20 protein-coding genes are annotated in these 25,179 nt (G+C 40.2%); 12 read left to right on the top strand and 8 right to left on the bottom strand.

The genetic code is table 11. The features are described 5' to 3' along the window. Positions 1-584: 584 nt before the first annotated feature. The 3 genes from RMZ43_RS12275 to murI all read left to right on the top strand — a co-directional run bounded on the left by RMZ43_RS12275 (position 585) and on the right by murI (position 5,901). The gene (locus tag RMZ43_RS12275) at positions 585-2,480 is read left to right on the top strand and encodes an N-acetylmuramoyl-L-alanine amidase (RefSeq protein WP_322652279.1); all 1,896 of its coding nucleotides are present in this window, start codon (positions 585-587) and stop codon (positions 2,478-2,480) included. Positions 2,481-3,014: 534 nt separating this feature from the next. Beyond that, a complete protein-coding gene (locus tag RMZ43_RS12270; protein WP_322652280.1) occupies positions 3,015-4,910 on the top strand; it encodes an N-acetylmuramoyl-L-alanine amidase in 1,896 nt (631 codons plus the stop codon). A 127-nt stretch (positions 4,911-5,037) separates the two neighbouring features. Continuing rightward, positions 5,038-5,901 carry a glutamate racemase gene (gene murI / locus RMZ43_RS12265; RefSeq protein ID WP_322646717.1) on the top strand — a complete coding sequence of 288 codons (864 nt, stop codon included), beginning with the start codon at positions 5,038-5,040 and terminating at the stop codon, positions 5,899-5,901. Between the two features lie 55 nt (positions 5,902-5,956). Here the strand turns inward: murI and RMZ43_RS12260 are convergent, their stop codons facing one another. Further along, the gene (locus tag RMZ43_RS12260) at positions 5,957-6,154 is read right to left on the bottom strand and encodes a hypothetical protein (RefSeq protein ID WP_322646716.1); all 198 of its coding nucleotides are present in this window, start codon (positions 6,152-6,154) and stop codon (positions 5,957-5,959) included. Between the two features lie 948 nt (positions 6,155-7,102). Between RMZ43_RS12260 and sds the strand changes: the two genes are divergently transcribed. Then, entirely contained in the window at positions 7,103-8,074 is a 972-nt protein-coding gene (gene sds, locus RMZ43_RS12255) for a solanesyl diphosphate synthase (protein WP_322652281.1), read from the top strand. A gap of 303 nt (positions 8,075-8,377) precedes the next feature. Here the strand turns inward: sds and RMZ43_RS12250 are convergent, their stop codons facing one another. Next, entirely contained in the window at positions 8,378-8,851 is a 474-nt protein-coding gene (locus RMZ43_RS12250; RefSeq protein ID WP_322652282.1) for a hypothetical protein, read from the bottom strand. A gap of 204 nt (positions 8,852-9,055) precedes the next feature. Between RMZ43_RS12250 and hetZ the strand changes: the two genes are divergently transcribed. The 4 genes from hetZ to RMZ43_RS12230 all read left to right on the top strand — a co-directional run bounded on the left by hetZ (position 9,056) and on the right by RMZ43_RS12230 (position 14,935). Further along, positions 9,056-10,261: a heterocyst differentiation protein HetZ gene (hetZ, locus tag RMZ43_RS12245; protein WP_322646714.1), complete on the top strand. Its 1,206-nt coding sequence runs from the start codon at positions 9,056-9,058 to the stop codon at positions 10,259-10,261. Beyond that, on the top strand, positions 10,254-11,225 hold the full coding sequence (locus RMZ43_RS12240; protein WP_322652283.1) for a PatU: 972 nt from the start codon (positions 10,254-10,256) through the stop codon (positions 11,223-11,225). The genes hetZ and RMZ43_RS12240 overlap by 8 nt, the downstream gene beginning before the upstream one ends. A gap of 835 nt (positions 11,226-12,060) precedes the next feature. Then, complete coding sequence (locus RMZ43_RS12235) at positions 12,061-14,355, top strand: transglutaminase TgpA family protein (protein ID WP_322652744.1); 2,295 nt, start codon at positions 12,061-12,063, stop codon at positions 14,353-14,355. A gap of 298 nt (positions 14,356-14,653) precedes the next feature. Next, complete coding sequence (locus tag RMZ43_RS12230) at positions 14,654-14,935, top strand: hypothetical protein (RefSeq protein WP_322652743.1); 282 nt, start codon at positions 14,654-14,656, stop codon at positions 14,933-14,935. Between the two features lie 335 nt (positions 14,936-15,270). Here the strand turns inward: RMZ43_RS12230 and RMZ43_RS12225 are convergent, their stop codons facing one another. Beyond that, positions 15,271-15,597, bottom strand: a complete 327-nt coding sequence (locus RMZ43_RS12225) for a DUF433 domain-containing protein (RefSeq protein WP_322652742.1) — start codon at positions 15,595-15,597, stop codon at positions 15,271-15,273. Between the two features lie 124 nt (positions 15,598-15,721). Next, a complete protein-coding gene (locus RMZ43_RS12220) occupies positions 15,722-16,402 on the bottom strand; it encodes a uracil-DNA glycosylase (protein WP_322652741.1) in 681 nt (226 codons plus the stop codon). Positions 16,403-16,594: 192 nt separating this feature from the next. Between RMZ43_RS12220 and RMZ43_RS12215 the strand changes: the two genes are divergently transcribed. Then, complete coding sequence (locus tag RMZ43_RS12215) at positions 16,595-17,293, top strand: phosphoribosyltransferase (protein WP_322646708.1); 699 nt, start codon at positions 16,595-16,597, stop codon at positions 17,291-17,293. A gap of 736 nt (positions 17,294-18,029) precedes the next feature. Then, positions 18,030-18,356: an STAS domain-containing protein gene (locus RMZ43_RS12210; protein ID WP_322646707.1), complete on the top strand. Its 327-nt coding sequence runs from the start codon at positions 18,030-18,032 to the stop codon at positions 18,354-18,356. Here the strand turns inward: RMZ43_RS12210 and RMZ43_RS12205 are convergent, their stop codons facing one another. The 4 genes from RMZ43_RS12205 to RMZ43_RS12190 all read right to left on the bottom strand — a co-directional run bounded on the left by RMZ43_RS12205 (position 18,357) and on the right by RMZ43_RS12190 (position 23,018). Next, positions 18,357-19,493 (bottom strand): PP2C family protein-serine/threonine phosphatase, encoded by a 1,137-nt coding sequence (locus RMZ43_RS12205; RefSeq protein ID WP_322652740.1) that lies wholly within the window; start codon positions 19,491-19,493, stop codon positions 18,357-18,359. Between the two features lie 164 nt (positions 19,494-19,657). Further along, entirely contained in the window at positions 19,658-20,425 is a 768-nt protein-coding gene (locus tag RMZ43_RS12200) for a DUF1350 family protein (protein WP_322646705.1), read from the bottom strand. A gap of 396 nt (positions 20,426-20,821) precedes the next feature. Further along, entirely contained in the window at positions 20,822-21,541 is a 720-nt protein-coding gene (locus tag RMZ43_RS12195; protein WP_322652739.1) for a hypothetical protein, read from the bottom strand. Between the two features lie 466 nt (positions 21,542-22,007). Continuing rightward, positions 22,008-23,018: a hypothetical protein gene (locus tag RMZ43_RS12190; RefSeq protein ID WP_322652738.1), complete on the bottom strand. Its 1,011-nt coding sequence runs from the start codon at positions 23,016-23,018 to the stop codon at positions 22,008-22,010. A gap of 124 nt (positions 23,019-23,142) precedes the next feature. Between RMZ43_RS12190 and RMZ43_RS12185 the strand changes: the two genes are divergently transcribed. Both RMZ43_RS12185 and RMZ43_RS12180 read left to right on the top strand, forming a co-directional pair. Next, entirely contained in the window at positions 23,143-23,718 is a 576-nt protein-coding gene (locus tag RMZ43_RS12185) for a Yip1 family protein (protein WP_322652737.1), read from the top strand. A gap of 824 nt (positions 23,719-24,542) precedes the next feature. Next, the gene (locus RMZ43_RS12180) at positions 24,543-25,106 is read left to right on the top strand and encodes a pentapeptide repeat-containing protein (RefSeq protein ID WP_322652747.1); all 564 of its coding nucleotides are present in this window, start codon (positions 24,543-24,545) and stop codon (positions 25,104-25,106) included. Positions 25,107-25,179 lie beyond the last annotated feature (73 nt).

Genomic DNA, 25,179 nt, shown 5'->3' with positions numbered 1-25,179 from the left:
TATTTATTTCCAGTTTCCTTTGGCTTGTGAGCCTTTATTTGAAAATCTTCCAGGTAATTGGGGAGTAACACCCATAAATTTTGCTAGATCCCTCAAAGGAATGGGAATTATCTATTTAGTACATTGATGGCGAAAAACAAAAAACAGTTATCAGTTATCAGTGAACAGTTATCAATTATTAGTTTTCTAGCTTCCTTGGGAGTCAGAATTCCTACCTCTAAAGGTGGAAATTTTCACATGGGAATTTAGACCCAATATAAAACCTGGTAACTGATTTAAGCGCGTCTTTATACCATCTGAAAAAATCAGAAAAGGCATCAGAGGTCAAGTTTAGATGGTGACGGTGTGATGATTTACCAATGAGTTGAGATATTGAACAAGAGGTAAGGGAGCAGAGAGCAGGGAGCAAGGGGGATGGAAAAGAAGAATTGGGGCAGAGTGGAGCTTGGCTGGAGAAGAGGAATTAGGGACAAGGGGGAAGACTTGTTGCAAGTTCTTACCTCTTGTCACGTTGTCACCTTGTCTCTCCTGCTCCCTGCCTCTTCATTGACGCCTCCCATGAACGTGAATTAGGAGAAAGAACTGTGAAATTACATTGGTTACTACCCAGCACTATTGGAACTATCTTCATGCTATCGTCGCCGGTAATGGCTGCGAGACTTGAATCTTGGCGCTTTGATGCCAATCAAAACAGGCTGGAAATTAATACTGTAGGAGCAGTTCAACCCCAGGCACAACTAATTTTCAATCCAACTCGGCTGGTAATTGATTTGCCAGGAACCACATTTGGGCGTCCGCAGCTAACCCAACAGGTGGGCGGTGGAATTCGCTCGATCCGGGTTGGGCAGTTTGATGCAGAAACAACCCGGATAGTTGTAGAACTGACTCCTGGTTATACTTTAGACCCTAAAAGAGTGCAATTTGTAGGTACAACTGGCGATCGCTGGAGGGTGCAATTACCTAGACCAGAAGTGGATAGAGTAGCGTCATCTCCCACTTTATCTCCCAGAAGTGCCTACACTGTTGTTACCCCAGACTCTGAACCTCAACCTAGTATTGCAAGGGTTGCCACTACTACTCAAGGGGCAACTAAAATTGAGAACTTACAAGTAACAGGCGATGGGTTGTTCATTCGCACCAGTGGTGGTGGTAATTCTCCAATTCGGGTAATTCGGAGCCGCGATCGCGCTAGTATCTTCATGGATATCTCTGACGCATCTTTATCACCACGTCTGGCGCAACAGAATAATATCCCTGTGAACAGACATGGTGTTAGCCGCGTCGAATTCACCCAACTACAAAACCAACCTCCTAGCGTTCGCCTGACTTTGCGGGTAGATAAAAATAGCCCCGACTGGCAAGCCACTAATACTAACAGTGGTGGATTAGTAGTTCTACCTAGTCGCGTTGTCAGATTGCCTGGAAATAATAATTCTGACAATCAGACACAATCATCCTTCTTTCCCACCAGTAGACCATCTGCCGATAACTCGCCAGCTACAATTGAGTCTGTAAAACTGGCTGATAATGGCAGACAACTGCTAATTAGAGGCGACCAAACTTTATCTGCCACGGGAACCTGGGATAGATCCTTAGGTGTGTTCCGCGTCACAATTGCTAATGCCAAGTTAGCTAAAAGAGTTACAGGCCCGACTTTTGCTCCCAATAGCCCCATTGTTCGAGTCCGTCTGCAACCCCAACAATCCAACACAGTTGTTGTTTTAATTCAACCAGCAGCCGGAGTGCAACTTGGGCAACCCCAGCAAATTGGTGACCAGCTTTTGGTTCCAATACAAGGTTCTCGGCGAGTTGTCGCCCTCCCTGGAAGACCCCCCTATGCTTTACCTGGGCTACCACCACCAAATCGGGGGCCATTCCCAGACCCAAACAATCCCAATCTCCAACCGCCAATACAACCACTGCGCCGAGTTACCAATGGGCGAGTGGTAGTGATTATTGACCCCGGACATGGTGGCAAAGACTCTGGAGCGCTTGGCATTGGGGGCGCGCGCGAAAAGGATGTTATCTTGCCTATTGGTAAGAGACTGGCTGAGATTTTGCAGCGAAATGGCGTACAAGTTATTATGACCAGGGATTCTGACTATTTTGTTACCCTTCCAGGACGGGTGCAATTAGCAGAACGAGCTAATGCTGATGTGTTTGTTAGCATCCACGCTAATTCGGCAGGTGCGAGTCGTCCCGATGTTAATGGCTTGGAAGTATATTATTACGATAGCGGTCTGGATCTAGCTCGCATTGTCCGTAGTAGCATTCTTCAAAACATTAGTACTATCAAAGACAGGGGAGTGCGGCGAGCCAGATTTTATGTGCTCCGAAAAAGTTCTATGCCCTCCATTCTCGTGGAAACAGGTTATATGACTGGTCGACAGGATATGGCTAGGCTCAGAACTTCAGCTTACCAAAATCAAATGGCAGAAGCGATCGCTCGTGGCGTGCTTCAGTATCTAAAGAGAAGATAAGTAATTTAATCGAAATTATTGAGTAAATACATCTAATCTTTACCAACTTTATCCAATTTAGTAGTAAACAATTTAAGTATTTTTGCGGCGGGTTCAAAGTAGCTTCTTGGTTATTGTCATCTGATGATTTGCAAGCCGAGCAATTTTGGATTTTGGATAGCGAAGCGTTAGCGAGTCCTCGAGCGTCTTTTGGATTTTGGATTAACCCCAGTAATAAAGGGATGGGGGTTGAGAATTTTAAATTTTCGATAATGGAATTATTTCACACCACAAGGAGTGTTAGTGTATCAAAGTGTTAGTCCGCCATGAACCAAAAATAAAAAAATCTAAAATTAGGAATCTAAAATCTAAAATTGACAGTCAAATTTATATAGGTCATGGCATGGCAAAATCAAAGGAGCGTGCTATATTTTACGCCATTAGCTGTGTCTTAATAACAGCGCAAAACTCAAGTGTGCGCGGTGACGGTGTGAGGATTTGCCAATATGTTGAGATGTTGACGGCTCCCATGAATGTGAATTAGGAGAAAGGACTGTGAAATTACACTGGTTACTATCCAGTATTATTGGAACTATCTTCATGCTGTCGTCGCCGGCAATGGCCGCGAGACTCCAATCTTGGCGTTTTGATACCAACCAAAATCGTCTGGAAATTAATACTTCGGGGGATGTTCAACCCCAAGCACAATTAATTTTTAACCCCACTCGTTTGGTAATTGATTTGCCAGGAACCACATTTGGGCGTCCGCAGTTAACACAACAGGTGGGCGGTGCAATCCGCGCTATCCGTGTTGGGCAGTTTGACGAACAAACAACGCGCATAGTTGTGGAATTGACTCCTGGTTATACTCTTGACCCCAAGGAAGTACAATTTGTTGGCACAACTGGCAATCGCTGGATGGTACAATTACCTAGACCAGTAGCTGAAAATGTTCCCTCAAATACTGGAGGACAACAAGAACAAGCTATAGCAACAGAGACTTCACCGAGAACATTTCCACCAGTGTTCTCCCAAAGAAATATTTACAACGTAGTGACACCAAACTCTGTCAATCCACCTAAAAACGGAATGCTTGCCGCCAGGGTTACTCAAATTGAGAACTTACAAGTCACAGGCGATGGTTTTTTCATCCGTACCAATGGTGGTAATCCTCAGATTCAGGTAAATCGTAGCAACGATCAAAGGGCAGTTAACATCGATATTACTGGCGCTACTTTATCACCAAATTTAGGGCAGCGCGATTTGCCGATTAATCGCTATGGTGTCAGCCGCATTCAGTTCAGCCAATTACAAACAAGCCCATCTGTTGTTCGCATGACTTTACAGGTGGACGAAAATAGTCAAAATTGGCGGGCAACAACTAGCAGTATTGGTGGTTTTGTAGTTCTGCCCAGTCGTGGCATTGCCCAGTTGCCTGGAGGCAATAGTTCCCGTCCAATACTATCTAATAACAACTCACCTGCTACCATTCAGTCTGTGCAATTGGCTGGTAATGGGACACAACTACTGATTAGAGGCGACCAAGCTTTATCTGCTACAGGAGGCTGGGATAGAACTTCTGGTCTGTTCCGTATTACCATCAACAATGCTCGGTTAGCTCCCAGAGTTACAGGCCCGAATTTTAATGCTAATAGCCCTATCCTGCGGGTTCGTCTGCAACCACAAGAATCCAATACTGTCGTCGTCTTGGTTCAACCAGCAGCCGGAGTACAAATTGGGGAACTCAATCAGGTTGGCGACCAGCTTTTAGCTTTAGAATTACAACGCTCTAGTAGCGTCACACCGTCGATTGGTTTACCTCCTCTGCCATCGCCAAACCTAAGTCAATTCCCAAACCCCACAGACAACCCCCGTCCTATCTCCCAGCCACAGCCGCGCCCCTCCGTTCCTAGAGGGAAATTACTAGTTGTGATTGACCCAGGACATGGTGGAAAAGACTCAGGTGCCCCAGGTTTAGGCGGACTTTTAGAAAAGGATGTAATTCTGCCTATTGGTAAAAGGGTAGCAGCCATTTTAGAGAAAAATGGTGTACAGGCAGTACTCACACGCGATGCTGACTTTTTCGTAGAACTTCAGGGACGGGTAGAAATTGCCGAGCGGGTTAATGCGACTGCCTTTGTTAGCATTCACGCTAATTCGGTTGATAATCGCCCTGATGTTAATGGGTTAGAAGTATATTATTATGATAGCGGTTATGCTTTGGCTGAAGTAGTTCGCAATACCATCCTCCAGAATATCAGTACAATCAAAAACCGGGGAACTCGCAAAGCCAGATTCTATGTCCTTAGAAAAAGCTCTATGCCCTCGATTTTAGTAGAAACAGGTTATATGACTGGTCGAGAAGACAATCCCAGATTGGGAACACCAGAGTATCAAAATCAGATGGCAGAAGCGATCGCTCGTGGCATCTTAAAATACTTACAGCGATAATATAGTACAAATTACTATTAAAAGGTGGTATTTAGACTTTTTTGGCATCCAGAATTTAGTAGTCAATTTGGAGATTGTCTGCTAAATTCTGTATTTTAAATCCCAAAACCTAAATTTATATTTGCCCGTGTATTCATCTTCGATTTTTGAAGCGAATCTTGACAATTTTTCTGATCAAGAACCGCAACGTGCCCCAATTGGCATCTTTGACAGTGGTGTGGGTGGTCTGACAGTACTGCGACAACTATATCGGCAACTCCCCAATGAATCAATTATCTACTTTGGGGATACAGCCCGACTCCCTTACGGAATTCGTTCCCAAGCAGAAATTTTACAATTCACGCATGAAATTATTACCTGGCTACAACAGCAGCAGGTAAAAATGGTAATTATGGCTTGTAACACCAGTTCTGCCCTAGCCCTGGAAACCGTGCGTCAGGAATTCAACATACCGATTTTGGGAGTAATCCTACCAGGTGCAAAAGCTGCGGTGCAACAAGGAAAGCGGATTGGTGTAATTGCCACTCCCGCTACAGCTAAAAGTAATGCTTATAAGCATGCAATAATCGAAATTGCTCCTGAAGTTCAAGTCTGGCAAGTTGGATGTCCAGAGTTTGTGCCACTCATCGAGCAAAACCGGATTCACGACCCCTACACTGCTGAAGTAGCACGAGCTTACCTGGAACCTTTACTAGAGCAGGAAATTGACACCTTAGTTCACGGTTGTACCCATTATCCCCACCTTACACCAGTATTGCGATCGCTCCTCCCTTCCCATGTCCAACTGATTGACCCAGCTGTTCATGTCGTAGCAGCTTGTGCTCAAGAGTTAGACTTACTAGGCTTAAAAAATACCCATCTCCCACTGCCAACTCGCTTCGCTGTTAGTGGTTGTCCAAAACAGTTTTCCCAGTCAGGAGTACAGTGGCTAGGCTATACCCCAATGGTTGAAGAGGTTTGCTTCACTGATACCGCTATTTCCCAACTCTAATAAAACTAATTTGTCCTTAGTCATTGGTCATTGGTCATTTGCCAATGCCCAATGTCTACTGACTATTAACTGCTTCAGTCACCTTTGCCCTTACTGATATTTCCTGCTTGTGTTTTCCTTCGGTAGATGAAGAAAAACTTCTAGCAACAGTCTTTGTACCCGTTCGCTTTGCCAGTGCTAATAATAGGTAGACTGTGAACAAATATCCAGACGCTAAAATAAAAATCATCATAGGTATACTTCCGTAAATCATTGTTCTACTAGCACCTTTCTAAAGAAATATAAAATTCTATAAAATTAGCAGAACCTCAGCCAAGCAAGTGCATCTTGATGGCTGTAGCTTCATAATGGCAAAATTACCTATAGAGATAAAATTCTCTATAGACAGATAATTTATTTTCTAATACGACTTCTTGCAGACCATAGATCCCACAGCAGTTAGATTGCTAAAAAACAATCTAAAACCATGATTCTTTGCGGTCTACTTGATCTGCTTTATTTTTGATCACATTGCTGTGAAAGGAGCAATGCTTGCGCTCAACGTGCGCTGAAGACGTGTAGCGGCTTCCCATAGGGATATCGCATAGCTCCAAACCAGGAGTTTCGCGGCTCGTAGGAAAAATTAAAGGAATTATTTCCTGAATTTTAAACTACGACTAATTATTTTAGACCTACATCACCAAGTCAGTAAAATCAACTACTAGGTGACTTACTTTTGGGGTGTGAATATCTGAAAAATTTAAAATTCCTATATTTTAGCGTAACACAACGACCTTAAATTTTGAGCCTATTCGACTGCTAAATTTCAAATTTTTTGAGTAGCTACACTTCAGTCCTGAATAAACTTAGTCTGATTCGTTGGTGACTAATCTAAGTAAAATCCGTTTTGTCAATAAGCAATATTGCTTAATTTATGTTTTGAATTGTAGCGAGAAAGGTGTACCGAGAAACTACTGAATATAATTTAAGCCAATATTTATTCCCATGTACTTATAACTCGTGTATGAAGTTATTGTTAAACCTGAGTTATCAAAAATTAAGCATAATTGCTTATTGACAAACACGTTATTAACCTTAAGTATCACCTATAGACTCATGAAAATGGGATTACCTTATGAAAACTTTGCGCTGGCACAGGGTTATCTTAAAATGAGTGTAGGATATGTAAACTTTCGTAACCTAAGTCAGAGTCCGCCCATCCATGACCCCAGCCACCTCCCTGTTTACCCCTGTGGAAGCAGACCTGCGACTACTAGCAGATAACCTAAAAGAGCTAGTTGGAAATCGCCACCCCATTCTGTTTGCAGCAGCCGAACATTTATTCGGTGCTGGGGGAAAGCGTATCAGACCAGCAATTGTCCTGCTAATATCGCGGGCAACAATGTTAGAACAAGACATTACGCCGCGTCATCGACGCCTAGCTGAGATTACAGAAATGATTCACACAGCTAGCTTGGTACATGACGATGTGGTAGATGAATCAGATGTGAGGCGAGGCGTTCCTACCGTTCATAGTTTGTTCGGTAATCGCATTGCCATATTAGCAGGAGATTTTCTTTTTGCCCAATCGTCCTGGTATTTAGCAAACTTGGACAATTTGGAGGTAGTAAAACTTCTCTCAGAAGTCATTATGGATTTGGCTACTGGTGAGATCCAGCAGGGATTGAATCGTTTTGATGCTAGTATCTCTATTGAAACTTACCTTCAGAAGAGTTATTACAAAACAGCTTCATTAATCGCCAACAGTTCTAAAGCTGCTGGGTTACTCAGTGAAGTTTCGCGAGAAACTGTTGAGCATCTATATAGCTACGGTCGTCATTTTGGTATAGCATTTCAAATCGTTGACGACATTCTAGATTTCACCAGTACAACAGATACCTTGGGTAAACCAGTAGGGTCGGATCTGAAAAGTGGTAATCTGACTGCACCCGTTTTATTTGCTTTAGCCCAAAAACCATCCTTGGAAGTGCTAATTGAGCGAGAGTTTGCTCAAGAGGGAGATTTAGAGCAAGCCCTAGCACTAATTCAAGATAGTCAAGGCATACAGCAGGCGCGAGAGTTAGCTGCTCACCATGCGAAGCTAGCAATTGAACATCTTGCAGTTCTCCCACCCTCAGAATCCCACCAGGCATTGATTAATATAGCTGAGTACACACTGAGCCGCCTTTATTAAATCATTTAGCAGTTAACAGGTACTTTAGGGGAATTTAAACCCCAAGTAAAATCTTCCACCTGTTCTTAGGTGGAGAAATTTTGCTCAATGGTTAGCTAAATTTTGAAAAATGTTCACTGATAACTGTTTGTTAAGCAATTTTAGATTAGGCGAAAAATTAAGCCGATCGCTTGGTTCTTTAAAGAACTAAAAGGTTAGTAACTGGCATTAATTTATTTTCATCAAAAACTTTTTCAAACAAATTTGAGATTTAAAATTTTGGATGTGGGATTGTATCTAAAAAATCCCACATCCAAGTTTTTTCTATGCAATATCAGGGGGTATCTGTTTAGGCGATCGCTGTTGTCGTAAGTGTTTCTGTATGAGTTTTTCTAGTTCAGTTCGTCGAATTTCAACGGTATGGGTGGTCTTACCCGGCGTCTCCAAAAAAACGATACTATCTACGGGTTCCAATGCCACCAATTGGAACAAAATATGGGTGACAGGGATAATTTTAGCTAGCATTTGAGGGTCAAGCCCAGCAGGGGAAATTAGAGAGACATCCTGTATGGTAGGGAAAGCGTAAACAACGCGCTTTTCCAGTCCTGGATTAGTAAGATTGCTCAATGTAGTTAAAACCCAGCTTGATTCTGAATTTTGGAGAATATAGTACTGGGAGTGACGTAATTTTTGAGCGATCGCTCTAAGGGCAGGAGCAATTGCTGCAATCAAATTTGGTGTCATACCATCGCGGGGTGCATTGTCAATCAGCAATTGAATTTGTGCTTCTAAATCCATAATGACTTGTATACGGCTTTTGGGTAATGGCAATAACATCTATCAAAATGTGAACAATCCCATCCAAGTTGGGAATAATAAAATCAGCCACATTCTCAATATAGGATTGGTCTGCGTTTAGCTTATACGTAAAACCGAAAAAGCCAACACCCACAGTCGTACAGGTTGTATTTAAATACTTAGGGTCTTTTGAAAACCGAGACTATGAATTCAGCCGCAACCGCAACTATTCCATCTGCAAATATTCTGGGAGAAAATTCTAAAGGCGTGGAGGTGATCTTTCAACTCCTGTCCAGGGAGTTTCAACAATCAACCAAAGCTTCGGAACAGAATTGCCACGATGTAGCAAGACGTATTACCACCGAAGTCTATCGGATTTGCCAGGAAAGCAAACGTATCCAAGCTTCTGGATCTGTAGAAAGCTCGGCGATGACCCTAGCTCGGCATCGGCTACAACAGTGTCTCAGGTACTATCAGTTGGGTTCAAACCGGGGCAGGGTAGAATTACACAGTACTTTGAGTGCCATTATTTATCGATACATTAATCCGCCTCAGAAGCAATTGAGTTATCAAGGGCGACTGACTATAATTGAAGATTTTTTACAGAGTTTTTATCTGGAGGCATTGAACGCTTTCCGGCGAGAAAATCAACTTGGTGCTACTTATCGCCCTCAGACGCTTCTAGAATTGTCCGAATACATGGCATTTACCGAGCGCTACGGCAAACGACGCATTCCCTTACCAGGCCGTCAGCAGCAGCTAATTATCTTGCGGGCGCAAACTTTTTCTCAACAACAGCCCCCAGAAACTAGCGTAGATATAGAACAAGCCGCAGAAGGCAGCAATAATGAAGGCGATGGTTGTTGGGAAGAACCAGCAGTGCATCAATTACGCTCCACAATGGCAACGCAAGCCGAACCCGAACCTGAAGAAGATACCTTGCGTTCCGTTGTAGTTACAGAATTAATGAATTATCTCGAAGAACGGCAACAATCTGACTGTGCTGATTACTTTTCTCTCCGCCTCCAGGATTTATCAGCACAGGAAATTGAGTCAATTTTAGGTTTAACCCCTCGTCAGAGAGATTACTTACAACAGCGCTTCAAGTACCATTTGATTCGGTTTGCCTTGTTACATCGTTGGGAATTAGTTCACGAGTGGCTGGAAGCTTCTTTACATACCAATTTGGGTTTAACTCCCCAGCAATGGCAAGTATACACAGCACAACTGGACAGTAAGCAACGATCTTTACTAGAGTTGAAGCAGCAAGGACAAGCCGATGAAAAAATCGCAAAAACTTTAGGGCTGTCAATGGCACAACTTCAAAAACGATGGTTTAAGATTCTTGAGCAAGCTTGGGAAATTCGTAACTCATTAGTGTCCGGATCAGGTGCATCTACTCATGAATAGTGACTCAGAATCCTTACAATCTCAGTGTCTCGGTTGGTTATTGACAGATGATGTCAAAAATAACAACCAATCTGTAGAATGTCAGGAAAATGACGGGGTAAAAAACCTCCACAATGAAGCCACTGCTTCAAAAAGCAGTGAGCCAAAATTGGGAGGAACGCCCCAGACCTTTCAATTAGGAGAAATTCCTACTGTGCTAGATCGTTTCCAAGCTGTCCTTAAGCATCGCTTACAAATTCAAGCCCAAGAACACCCACCTTTATTTCCTTGGGAAACACAATTAATCGACTATCCCGATTGTGTAGATGAGCCTTCAATGACGCTCGTTCCTAGCTGGGGGTGGATGGTACAACAGTCGAAGCTGAATCTGCCACGTCCTTTGCCTGAGAAAGTTTTTCAGCAATTGCTAGAAAAATGTCAATCAATGGTGACATCTTCGGTGCCTCTGGGAGCAAAATTAGTTCAAGTGGTGGAGAACTTTTTTCCCAACGAGTCTCAAGCACTAAATGATATCGCGGGATTGGTGCTAAGAAGCACCTATCGGTCTGTAAATACTTTGGATGTGCCCAATATTCAGAGCGATTATTCAGATTTACAACCGCGTCAACAAATGGCTTTGTCGTTGCTGGCAGCTAAACAACTGCTGGAAAATCTGACTCTACCACTTTCAGCAGCTAGTCCAGTGGTGGAAAGACAATGGCTAACCACTGTCGGTAATTTGAATATCAAAGTAGAGTATCAGTCTGTAGGTATTACGAAGTTACTTGTTGAGGCTGAGTTACCTGTTAAAGGAACTTTGACACTTCGCACAAGTGGAACTTTAGCAATGGCAACATCTTCAACTCCCGGATACTTAAGTGTAGAGTTAGGCTGTGAGCAACTTAACCCAACTTATACTCTGGAAGTTGAGTTTCCAGAAGTAGACGAACAGTCGCTTTTGTTTGTGATCAATCTCACTGTGTAACCTTAATTACCACCGCTAGCACGTAATGTCGAATATCTTAAGGTAACTATTGCCTAGCTGTTGCCTTGGGGCTTTTTTTGTCTTTAGATACTACTAGCAACAGGGTGCTTACTTATACTTAAAGCGTGGTTACAGGTAAGCAGTGGGTGTAAACTTACCCTCCATTCCATAATTGATTTTTGTGGGTAATGGTCAGTCTACTGGGTTACTAGCAAAGCCTGGGAAACGAGTCAGTTTTGTTGTGCTGATTTCGCCTTTATTTTATCAAGCCACCAATTTTTCATAACGAATTTATTCGATTGGATTGTTTTTTTATACAAAGTTATGTTCCAATACGGTTCAGTTAAGGCTAAAACTCTTTGTCAAACTCAATTTTTTTAACGTAGACGCTTCTCTACGAGACGCTACGCGAACGGCTTGCCGCAGGCTACCGCCAAGGACGCCAAGGACGCAGAGAGAAGAAAGAAATGCTTAACTGAACTGTATTGAGTTATGTTCGCGCTTGGCGTTACAGTTCGTGGTAACGTCATATCATGTTCGCTTGATTACTTTAAAATCGAAGAACCCCACCCCCAACCCCCTCCCCACTCTTCGAGAGGGGGCTGTGATGGGATCTTATGTAGTTAGGAAATGTTATAAAGTCAAACTTTTAACATTTAAAACTCCTGTGAGGAATTTAATTTGTAAAATAGGCACTAAACCTTAACAGATACATCAAAACAGGATAATAAAGCTTCTTCTAACGGGAATACTTTAAATTAGGGGGAACAGTTTCGTCCTCAGCATTGTTTCCGTGGAATTTTCACTTAGACTCGAAATGCTTAACTTATCCAGGATGAATCGATTTTGGCGTGTCTCTGTAGGTAATTTATGGCAGCAAAATCCGCAGCGATCGCCTTTAATAGAAGTAGAAGATTCAATTTCCTTGCGGGTGCTGGTGCTAGCATTGGTTGTTTTGGGAATTGTGGCGACGGATATCGCTGCCGAAACTTCATTTAGCTTTTGGGCGTTACCTCTGAGCGTATTGGGTGCGATTTGGAGTTACTATCGTCGCCGCGATCGCAATGTTGCAGTTAAGTTTTGTATCGCCATCGGAATGTTAGTGGCACTGGGTGCTTTCTTTGGGCGATTAGTGGGAGAGTTGAATGATACACGGTTGGGTTTAGCGGAGTTATTAATTCAACTCCAGGTGTTACATAGCTTTGATACACCCCGCCGCAAAAATTTGGGCTATTCGATTGTTATAGGACTGATTTTATTGGGTGTGGCGGCAACGTTAAGCCAGACTTTAGCATTTGCACCTGTGTTGCTGTTATTTTTAGCGATCGCTCTCCCAACTTTAGTATTAGATTATCGCTCACGCTTGGGTTTACAGCCATTAAAAACTCAAAATGAAAAATTCAATCAGAAGAATTCTTCAACTCTTAATTTTAAATTTTTAATTCTGAATTTCTTCCTAATTGTCGGTCTGGGACTGGCAATTTTTGCTGTTTTACCCAGATTTCCTGGCTATCAGTTACGGAACTTTCCTGTAAGTTCTGCGATTCCAATAAAAGGTAATTTCACGGGACGCAGTATTATTAATCCCGGTTATGTCCGCGAAGGTAAAGGTGATAATCAAGGCAGTGGTACGGGACAAAATCAAAATGGTCAACCAGGTAAAGTAGATAATAACTTTTATTACGGTTTTAATAGCCAAATTAACCAAAACCTGCGGGGCGAGATGAAACCGAAAATTGTGATGCGGGTGCGATCGCAAGCTGAGGGTTTTTGGCGAGTTCTAGGATTTGACCGTTATACGGGTAAGGGCTGGGAAGTTTCCCGTAATGAAGATGTTACAACTATCAAGCGATCGCCTTGGTCTTACCAAATCTTCCTGAATCGACCTTTGATTACTGGTAAAACCCAAGAGATAGTACAAACTTATACAGTGGTTGCGGATTTGCCTAACCTAATTCCGGCGATGGCTTATCCCAAAGAGATTTACTTTCCCACACCAATGATCGCTGTTGATAAGGAAGACGGATTGCGATCGCCTGTAGAGTTATCAGAAGGACTCACTTACACAGTAGTTTCTGAAGTACCATACCGCGATCGTACTCAATTAGGTGAAGCTTCTACTAAATATCCACAAGATATTCAACAGCATTATCTGCAAATTCCTCCCGAAATTTCCGAAAAAGTCCGGCAACGTACCGAAGAAATTCTTGCTAACTACAATCAAGAACGAGTTGCAAAGTCCACTAAAAGTCTAGATTCAGCCTATGAAAAAGCTCTTTACTTAGCTCAATATTTAAAACAACGTTACTCGCTTCCCCAAAATCCCTTAGATTTGCCTTATTTGGGAGAAAAAGATGACTTAGTAGAAGCTTTTTTATTCAAATATAAAGGCGGTTATCCAGACCACTTCTCAACAGTTCTGACGGTAATGTTGCGTTCCATTGGCATCCCAGCCCGGTTGGTAGCAGGGTTTAGTGCAGGAGAATTTAATCCATTTACAGGACTATATGTTGTCCGTAATACTGATGCTTATGCGATGACGGAAGTATATTTTCCTAAATATGGGTGGTTTGCCTTTGACCCGATTCCCAATCATCCCCTTATACCTCCATCAGTGGAAGATACTCAGACTTTTAGTGTCTTGCGTCAATTGTGGCATTGGGTTGCTGGATGGCTGCCTTCTCCAGTGACAGGTTTGTTGAATAATGTATTTGAGACAATATTCAAGTGGGTGATTAGAGCAATCGCTTGGTTTTTAGCTTTATTCTCTCAAGGTTGGTTTGGTGTATTAACTGGCTTAATCTTGGCAACTACAGCAGCTTTCTTTGGTTGGCTGGGTTGGGGACAATGGCGAGAGTGGCATAATCGTCGATGGTTAAAGAAATTGCCAGCAATGGAGAGCCTTTATCAACAAATGTTGCAATGGACAACCCAAAAAGGTTTAGGTAAGCATCCAGCACAAACACCTTTAGAGTATGCCAAAGGATCGTACCAGCATCATGCCCCAGCAACTGCTGAGGTCATAGATGAGATTAGCCAAGCTTATGTTAGTTGGCGTTATGGTGGTCATGCTCCTAATTTGAAGCGACTGCGAGAAAGATGGCAAGAATTGAAAAAGACTCCTAATTGACACTCCCCGCGCTGAAGGAGCATTTCTGGCTTGTTATATCGTTTACAAAGTCTACAAAGTTTATCTGATAGACATTTCACGTTGTTTATATTTTCTACAACATCGTTCATTTGCCATACTTCTTGATGTTGAGTTAGGTTGAGGGGGAGTATTATCTCCCACCCCTCCCAATTAAAACCGGATGTGCAACTCTTGGTTCTAACAAGGGTGAAATCTTTAATATTAATAAGTAGTTATACTAATATTGTCTGCATCACAAATGTAATAAAATCAACACAGTAAAATATAAAAACAAAATATGTCAAGTAAAGAATCGAGAGAATGGCATTTAACCCCCAGTGGATGGGTTGCTGGAACATTGCAACACGATAGTGGACGTAATCCCATTTCGCCACCTGACAATAAAGTTTTAACTTGTATCTATAAAGAGACTATAGTTCCCGATGCTATGGCATTATCAGGTTATGGCGAACCAGGCTTTAATCTATCTAGCAATGTTAGCGTCATTTGGGGTTGTTCAAATCATCAGCTTATATCTGAGCTTTTAGATAAATTTGGTTCATGTCCTGAGCGTATATAAATTGTTAAGTATTTCTTGTTTTATAAACATATATGGGTCAATTTATTACTGAAACCCTTATTTTTAGTGTTGTTTTAATTCCACTAGCTTTAGGTTTAGGTCATTTTTTAGATTTTGACAAAGTTCAAGGTATGAGCCAGAAAGAATATAAATCTTATATGAAAATTATAATTTTTAAATGTTGGATAATTTTATTCTTACCTCTCAGTCTGTGGCTACGATTCCAAGCGACTCATGAATGTACTAAAAATTTATTTTAAAAAATAAGGTGATTTAACGAACTCAAACAGAAATAAATAATATCTACTTAAAATTTTAAACGTATTTTTGTAGCGCTATAGTGAATCATTTTTTTGAGCTTCAAACTGTCTACTCAAATCAGGTTGAACACTGGACAAACGTTGCTGTACAGATTCAGCTAACTGTTCTCTGTGATTAAGGTAGGATTTTACAGCGTTTTGATGCCGAAGATAGTAAGCAATGGTGCTGTAAATATCTGACAATGATAGGGTAGAGTACCTTTGGACAATAGACTCAGGGGATGCGCCATCCTGAAAAGCTCGGATTACGACCTCTAGCAAAACTCTTGAATTGCCAACTCGAATTGCTCCAGTTTCATCTTCTCGGAGAGGAGGTGTGTCACCCTCTAAAACGAAACTCATGGGCTAATTTCCCTAATTGATTGGATGTAATGGTAACTTAACTCGGGTGCGATCGCTGCCACTTCAATTAAAACAGGCGATCGCAATTAGTGAAATACAATATAATTTAAGCGAATTTACCAAATTAGCTGTTATTTTGGATTTCGTCTAATTTGGCACGCACTGCTTGGATATCCTGCCACATCAACCATTTTGGCGCACCTCTTTCTTTAGAAGGGTTACGCAGCAAGTAGGAAGGATGAAAAATTGGCATACATAAACGCCCTTCCCACTCTAGCCACTGTCCGCGAATTTTCGTAATCCCCCGCTTATCGCCTGTGATGCCTTTGACAGCAGTTGCACCTGTTAACAGGATTATTTTGGGGTCAATTATACGAATTTGTTCTAGTAAGTAGGGTAAACAAGCTGCCACTTCTGTTGGAGTAGGAACTCTATTATCTGGTGGGCGACATTTATTGATATTAGCTATATATACATCTTGCTCAGTAGTCAGATGCACGGATGCCAAAATTTTCTCTAGCAACTGCCCCGATCTGCCTACAAATGGTAAGCCGGTTTCGTCTTCATTTTGACCAGGCGCTTCCCCTATAACCATAATTGGGGCTTTGAGATTACCGCGTCCGACGACAGCATGAGTCCGAGTGTCTCCCAATGCACAACGGTGACAGCTATTGCAATGCTGTGCCAACTCTGTTATGTCAGAATAAGTTCCCGGAGCGATCGCAATTTTAGCGTCTGTAGGAATCAGTTCTCGTTGGTTAAGGGTTGAGTCGTCGAAGAGGCTGAGTTGGGTTTCGCTGCTCATGAAAATTAGGATTTTGGCATCAGCACCATCTGTCTTATCTGAATTAAATACTGCTCTGGTTGGAGATTTATCAGAATCAATAGACTTTTGCTGAATACTTAGTTATTTATACAAATCTTATTGTATCAGTTAATTTGAGACAAAATTCAGTCATCATAAAAGCAGTACCGTCCTGATATGCTGGGGGAAACCATGTTACATACCCCGCTTTTTGCCGATCGCACCCATGCGGGTGAGGAATTGGCGCGAGTTATTCATGATGTTTTGACTCAGCAAACTATTGATTCTGGGGTAAAGCCTATACCAATTGTTTATGCTTTGCCAAGAGGGGGTATACCAGTAGCAGCACCAATAGCACGTCTTTTGGATTGTCCGTTGACAATTGTTGTGGCGAAAAAGATTAGCCATCCAGAAAACCCAGAGTTAGCAATTGGTGCAGTGACTACTTTTGGAAATGTTCTTTGGGCTGATCAAAAGCTATCTCGTTTTAAAAATGATGCACGATGGCGAGAAGTAGCTTTAAATAAAGCGATAAACCTTGCTAAGTCTCTTGAGGCTTTATTAATTCCTGCTTGTCCGCAGGTGAATGTAGAGAATGCGACGCTGATCTTAGTTGATGATGGCATTGCTACAGGTATGACAATAGCAGTAGCGGCAACTGCTCTCAAAACGCTTTCTCCAGCAGCAGTTTGGCTATGTACTCCAGTAGCACCACAAACATTGCTACCCTGGTTAGAACAGTGGGGCGATCGCACCATTGTCTTGCAAACACCAGAACCCTTTTGGAGTGTAAGTAATTTTTACACCGAATTTCCTCAAGTAGATACATTAGAAGCTCTTGCGTATCTCCAACAACAAAAGACAATGGAAGAAATTGACCTATGCGAGTAATTGTATATTATTAATTCTAATTATCTGGAAAAGCAGAGGGCGGGAGGTAGGAGGCTTTTATTTTTTCTTTTATTCAGAATACTCGGAAAGTGACAAAAGCTGTTTAGGGACGCGCTCGCTTCCGTTATGAATGGAGGAAACAAGTAAAACCCTTTTCCCTTCTGCCTTCTGCCTCCTACCTTGTTTTTTAGGAAAGGGATAAAACCAACTTTTTTTGCTAAAGTTTCTTAATTTAGACAGGAATTATTGCAATTATGTAAGTAATCGGACATAAATAAATGTAAATGCTAATTACTATTATACAAAGTTGCACATTAATTCCCTCAGACTAGAAGTCTGGGTTATATAAACAAAGCCTACCTTTGCAGGCTATTTTGATAATGTTTATTGAACAAATTTCAGTTTTGCAAAAATTTTTAGCAAATTATCCGAAAATCTGGAATTTTTACTTGTAGTTGAATATTAAGCTCTCAATAGAATATGTATATCTATTATTCTTAGTTAGTGATTTGTTAGTAAGTAGTCATGTAGTACTTGGTTAAATAAAAATTATTTCTGGATTAATAATAAGATAAAAATATTTATGGTTTATCCTTACTTATTCTTCTGGTATCACTTATCAATAAATATTCAGCAGCAAATTATGATTTTTACTTGTAAGCATTTTTAATTTTCTATGATGGGTATATAATAACAAAATCAAAGCATCATATACACAAATCAGCATGACATAATTATGATAGAACAAGTGAAAATCATTAAACTCGCTGGAAACTTAAACGCCACAACTTCACAAGATTTTCGACAAAATATTACTGAAAGTTTAAAATTAGGTACAAAAATTGTGTTAGTTGATTTTCAAGATGTAACATTTATGGATAGTTCTGGTTTAGGAGCTTTAGTATTAGCTTTTAAAAGCTTGCGGGCAGCAGATAGTAAGCTTGTTCTATGCTCAGTTAATGAGCAAGTCAGGATTTTATTTGAACTGACTAATATGGATAAAGTATTTGAAATATTTCCTAGTCAAGACGCATTTAATCAGGTTTTAGTTCCAAAAACTTAATTAATCAAACTTAATTTGCAAAATAGATAAATCATCATCAAAAGCATCTTTGGAGTTCAGAGCGATTAAATAACTCAGTACGTGGTCGAGTTGGCAATCAACCGGATTTTGTAAGCTAACTAGTAGCTGAATAAAAGCATCCAAACTCCAAAGTGTGCCATCTGGTTTAGTGATTTCATAAGCACCATCACTAAAAATGTAAAGAGTACTGAATTTTTCAATATTACAAAATCCATCAATATATTTTGCTTCTGGAAACATTCCAACGGGCATACCAGGGGTTTTCAAGAGTTGAACTTCAGACTTTCTTGGAGATGTGCCACTTACTAAAATAGCTGGTGGATGACCTGCACTAGCATAAATTAACTGACCGTTGGTTCGGTTGTAAACTCCATACCAAATTGTAAAGTATTTGTCATTTTGATAATTCATCTGAAAGGTATCGTTCAAAGCTTTCAACACATCACTAGGCTGATAATAATTTAGGCTTTTAAGCGCACGGGAACGCAGCAGATTCAGCACTGAAACAGAGGGAAGAGTAGCTTTGAGTCCATGTCCGGCAGTATCAAGTAAGTAAATTGCCAAATAATCATCATCGAGCCAATAGTAATCGAAACAGTCACCGCCAAGTTGGCGCGAAGGAATGAATCGAAAATTTATATTGAAGGGTTCAGTCATGGGAAAAGGCAGTAGCGATCGCACATATTCTGCGGCTTCTGACATTTCTGATTCTAAAAGCAACTTTTGAGCCTGCAAATCTCTACTCAACTGATGCAGACGTAATCCCGCTCTTACCCGTGCTTGTAATTCATTATGCTCGATAGGTTTAGAAATAAAATCATCAGCGCCAGCATCTAGACCTTTGACGCAATCGGCAACCGAATCTAAAGATGTTAATAAAATAAAAAATGTAGTGAAAAATTTAGGATCTTTCTTAATGTGCTGGCAGACTTCCAGACCAGTTAACCCTGGCATAATCCAATCACAAATAATTAGTGCTGGACGATAAGCCAATGCCTTTTCTATTCCTTCTTCACCGCTACTAGCAGTAACTATCTGATAACCCTGCTTTTCCAGCATCCTTTTCAGAAGTATTCTTATTGAATAATCATCATCAATTATTAATATTTGAAACATAAAAGATTTTATTAGACACTAATTAATAAATTATTGCTATTGCTCTAAAAATAGAAAATAAAAATAGTTTATCGGCTAAAGAGTTAGTAGTATATGTATGTTAATACTACTAACTCCTTTCTATTTTTCTGTCGGATTCATGATTTTTCAATAGTCATAAAACATTATGGGGGTGCAAGAGGGTTCACCCACAAGAGGATAGTATTTTTTAGCTGGTTTAAGTCGCGGTATGCTTCTTGTTTGAACCATTGCCCTAAGGCATCAAAGGGGGTAAAAGATGTTCCAGTTTGCCATTTAATGTCTTGACCTAGAGGTGTTGTATGAGTTCCTGGTAACGTTTGTATTGTCACCATTTGATCAAAGCGTTCTTGTAAGATTTTGGTTAAAGCTGCGGATTGATCAATTGTGTCATTGCTAAATTTTATTAATAAATTGCGCCTAATGTCATAACGCTCTTGGACAAGCTGGTTAGTTTCCAATGGTGAGGGTGTAAACTCAATCGCAAAAGTAGAATTGAACTGTTCTACTAAGGGGATAGCTTCTTTAGCGGCGTAGTTGTTGAAGGATATTAAAATATTGCCTGCGCGTTCTACTTTAAAGAGACTACCAATCAGCAAGTGAAGTTTACAGCCCATACTGTGCCCCATGCCATAGATGGGGTAGTAAAGCTTGCGTAATGCCCCAGAATCGTGTAAGCGTTCTAGAGTGCGGTCAAAGTTTAGCAGCACAGATTTTGCGATCGCAGTATGATCCAAAGTATTGACGAAAGGTGTAGCAATTACAACATAACCTTTACTTGCCAATTGTTCGAGTAACCAGCGATAAGTGATGTGGGGTGCAGTGGCGACAAATGCACCTCCTAAAAAATGGATGATACCTATAGGATTTCGGGGAATGATTACCCAGTTGCCTCTAACTTCTTTCCAGTCCATGCGGATAAGCGATCGCTTACTTGATATTCTTTATGTTAGACCGGCGATCGCAACTGTGGGAAAGATTATCCAAAAAGCCACTGAGTGTAGTGAGTAGGCTTGAAGTCAAGACTTTCGCAAATGTTAAGAAAGATCCGAGGCTTACTAGGGAAGGGGGAGAATTCAAAGCCTCTCTCTTTGCAGAATAAAGGAATAGAAGTGAAGTTTTCCAGATCCTGTGAAAAGTCAGATTATTTCTTGTATTACACATCTCGAAATCAATATTTTTGCTTTTAGGCATAAATAAATTTATTTGCTCTGAAGCCTTTATAGCAGGTTGATTTAAATATCTTTCCCCCAACAAGAACTTCACCGTGTTCCTCTGTCTATAAAGGCCATTACGAATTACAAATTATCTTAGCGTTGAGTCTGTAATCTTTTCATTTCGTGTTGTACATCTAATGCAATCTGTAAGGCTTCATTGAGTAATCTTCCATGTTCAGTAGCCTGTTCGTTTACTTGCATGGCTGTTAAAGTTGCTAAATTGTTGACGAATAGCTCTGTATTACTAAGGATAAAACTTTTATTTTCTCTCAAAATTTTTTCTGTCTTCAAAGCACGAACTAAATCTGATTTAGTGAGTTTTAGCGCTTCAATAACGCTCTCTCTTTCCTTTATAAGCACTTCTGGATTACCAGCTTCTTCTATTTGATCATTGATATCTATTGCTCTAATAACAGTGTTATATCTTTCAACATCATTTAACAAAATTTGCAAAGAATTTGTCATGTTAAATTTGACAATTTTATTTTGACTTTTCCAAATTAAATATAATATGCTTTGGGTAAAACCGCCAATCCAAAGACCTAAGATAATTAATAATATCCAAGATGGAATTGTTATCCATGCTACAAATACTTTTATAAAAATATCAAATAAAAGATAAGCAAAAACAAATGTAGCAAACCCAATAAAAATTACAGTTGCTCCTTCCGAGCTTTGAATTTTTTGAATGTATGTTTTTACTAATTCTTTCAGAGGTTTTGTAATGATTAAAAGTTGATCGTTAACAGGTAAATTAGTCAGCTTTTGTAGTTCATGCTGACTAATTTCCAAACCCTGCAAATCATCCCTCACAGCTTTTTAATCCTTGCCATAATAGTTATTTAATCTAATATAGCAATCAAATTTCTGGAATGTTGGCATTTTGTCTAAACTTTTTCAAGTAAGTTAATAATTTTTTGTACGATCTGATACTTTTTTACCAAGATGGCTATTTTTACTATATAAATCATATTTTATTTCTAAAAATTATCGTAAACGCATAGCGGCTTACCGCAGGCAGGCTATCGCCTTCTGGTGCGTCGGCTTCCATTAACGCACAGCATCTCACAGAGAAATCGCAAAGAGCGTCAAGAAGGGAAACATAAAAGTTCATAAATAATTTAGGACTGCTATAGCAATCCTAAACCGTTTGTAATAATAAATTAATCGCAGAGGTGCAAAGAACGCAGAGAGAAGAATCGGTAAATTTCATGACTCATTTATGATTGCTATATATAAGAGTAACAGGCTGTATCTTGTACCATCAAGACTGTTACCGTTACTTTTGATTAGACCAAATTGGTAGTTGATTAACTTTTTTGAGTGTTAATTCTACATAAGTTGTTTGGCTTTGTCCGATTGTTGTTGTACCAAAATAGCCTTGAGAACCGCTATGAGCATGAGGGCCTGTTTTCACAACTGTATAACGTTCTTGACGACGAGCTTTATTGAAAGGTGAACCTACTGTGATTGGCCAGCGTGAAGCAAATACAATCTGGCTAATATCTTCAATCCAATCTCGGCGACCTACAAGTTGGTATACATGCTCAACTGCATCAAAGCCGTTTTCACCATTAAAATCACCACCTATTGAGACAACAATTAATTCAGCATTTAGCCACTGATCGAGATAATTAACCGCACCAAGAGCAACTTGCACTCCACCACTGGTTCCAATTAAAATCAGTTTGAGTCTTTGTTTTGGATATTTGGGTAAAGGATATACAGCATTCATACGATTAACGATCGCATTCGCAATTCCCAAGTTATAAATATGTCCATAACGGTCATCGGCAGAAATAGCAAACCGCCAGAGATTACGAATTTTAATTAAAACATCTGTATTAGAGAACCAACCATCTGCTTTTTCGGCTGCACTCCACAGAGGTGCTAACAACCGTCGCCCTCCTAAACTTTCGTTAGCAGCGGAGTAAGGAAAAACATCCCGCACTGTTACACAATTAGGATGAATTCGCTCTAATTCATTTAGAAAAAATTCTTCACCTTGAGTTAATTGATTGGCAGAGAAATCTCCCACTCCTGGTAAAAAAACTATATAGCAATCAATATTTTGCGATTTTTCAAGTTTAGATGAAAGGTTATCTCTGGGCGACTTTTTTATTAAACTTTTCTTAATACCCAAGCTTTCAGAACTTTGACTCAACCACCATACCAAAGTCCCAACAGGGGCAATAGTTCCCCAAGCAAGAAGTATTAATCCTGCTAAAACTAACAGTTTTAATGTTCCATTTTGCAAGCATAGTAGTAATTGTCCGCCAATCTTACGCATTTGATATTATTGTTTTATAGAGGTTGTAGGTTAAGTAATGTTAATATTTAAATTTCGATTTTTGATTGCTTGTTTTATAAAATTCTGTTTTGTATAATTTTTCATCTTTCATTATTTAGAACAAATGAACACCAATAATATCAAATCAAAATCAAATTTGTGTCAAACACTTCGGTATGCTCTAGCATTGAATGGTAACTTCTATGAGAATGCCCGCAATACACATAAAAATCGTAAGTTAGCCCTAAATATTGTAATTTTGGGTGCTGTTTCTCATGCCATAGGGAGTGGTGTAATCTTATTAATAAATCGAGCTACGGTTTTTGTATTTTTGATAAGTCTTTTAATTAATGCGATCGCTATTATCATAGGATACTATTTTTGGACATTCACAATTTGGAAAATTGGGCAATGGCTCAAACCCATAGATCCTACTTACAATGATTTACTTATTCCAATAGGCTTTGCCTATGCACCACAAATACTAAATTTTTTAACTCTGATTCCCTTATTAGGACGACCAATTGAGTTAATTTTGGCGGTGTGGAGTTTGTTAGCGGTAATTGTCGCAGTGCGCCAAGGATTAGATATTACGACTCGACGAGCAGCATTTATCTGTTTAATAGGCTGGCCTTTAATTCAAATTGCGATCGGTTTTGTACAAGTTTTGGAGCAAGACGTAGTAAAATGGACAAACTAAATGTGTGAGGCTAAATCAGAAAAGCTTGCTTGAGCATTCTAGACAATTAATAGATGGAACCCATAAATCAAGTCTGCTTGTTCAATACTTTGCATGAACTGTGGTATTGAGCAGGATAGAGACATAAAAATGCGGCTAAGGATATAAAAATAGTCGAGATAAGGCATTACCACGACCTTAAACGGGCGTAGAGAGACAGTAATACCAATTCTCCAAAATGAAGCAACAGATGTAAATCAGGAAAGTCTTGTTGCATCTAGGTTTCTTAATTGCGTTAGCAAAGCGGGGCGTAGCCCATTGCGAATTGCGAATTGGTATAACGCCCTTCCCGATGCTCTAAGGGAGAAAATTCAAAGTCTCTCTCCTTAAAGGAAGACAGAAATAGAAGTGAGGTTTTCCAGACACCGTGAAAAGTCAGGTTTCGCTGCGGATTCATTCCGGTGACTATATCAAAAATTCTTTCTGTCCTCTGCCTTTGCTGTTAATCCAATGCTCAAAAACAAGATCCCCCTAGTCGTGTTTTTCATCGAGCTAGGGGGATCACATATGTGGTAGTCTATAAGAGATTCGGTATAGTTCCTTACGACTTGATTCTATAGCCTATATTTTAGTTTGAGTAGTCTTACCATTAGAATTTATAGTATTTTTACACCTTCTTAATCAATGCTTCATCCCTGTTGTTCTTTGGGGAGGCAGTATATGTAAGTATGACAGTACGCAATATGCGTCACTTGCCGTTTTTGTGGATATCTGTAAAAAGATATGTAACTATGGCAATACGTAATATGTGTCACTTGTCATTTTTGTGGATATCTGTAAAAAATATGAAACTCAAAATTGTTGCTACCGTTGCTCTGTTAGCTTGTTTTGGATTTGCAGAGCAAGCCCTTGCATCAAATCAGCTAGATTTAGATCAGCTGAAGGCAACAAGTACCTGTCCTAGATGTAATTTGAGTGGTGCTGACCTTACTAAACTGAATCTAAGTGGAGCAAATTTGCGAGGGGCTGACTTGAGTGGTGCTACATTATCTCAAGCTGATCTCACGAATGCCGATCTTACTGGCGCAAATTTAGAAGCTGCGGTTTTGAATTCGGTCAATCTCAATGGTGCTTCCTTAACAGGTGCAAATTTAAAATCAGCATCTCTGGAAAATGCCGATTTGTCTAATGCCGGTTTCATCAGCGCTAATTTGGAAGCAGCAAACTTAAAAAATGCCAAATTGGAGTTTACCAATTTTCGGGGGGCTAACTTCCGACTGACAACTTTGGCTAATGGTGTCGTTACCTCCGACAAACCTTATGGCTGGTCGTTAGAACGTCAGAATATTAGAGCATGTAACGAGTTCAAACCCGAAAATACCTTAGGCACAACCTGTTATTCAAAATAAACTGGGGAGTAGGGAATGGGGAGTAGGGAAGGGAGCATTGATTATTTCTCCCTCATCTCCCTCATTCCTCTCT

This window comes from Nostoc sp. CmiVER01 (assembly GCF_034531135.2).
Classification (GTDB): Bacteria; Cyanobacteriota; Cyanobacteriia; order Cyanobacteriales; family Nostocaceae; genus Nostoc.
The sequence above is the reverse complement of the archived record's forward strand: the minus strand, read 5'-3'. Positions and strand labels throughout refer to the sequence as shown.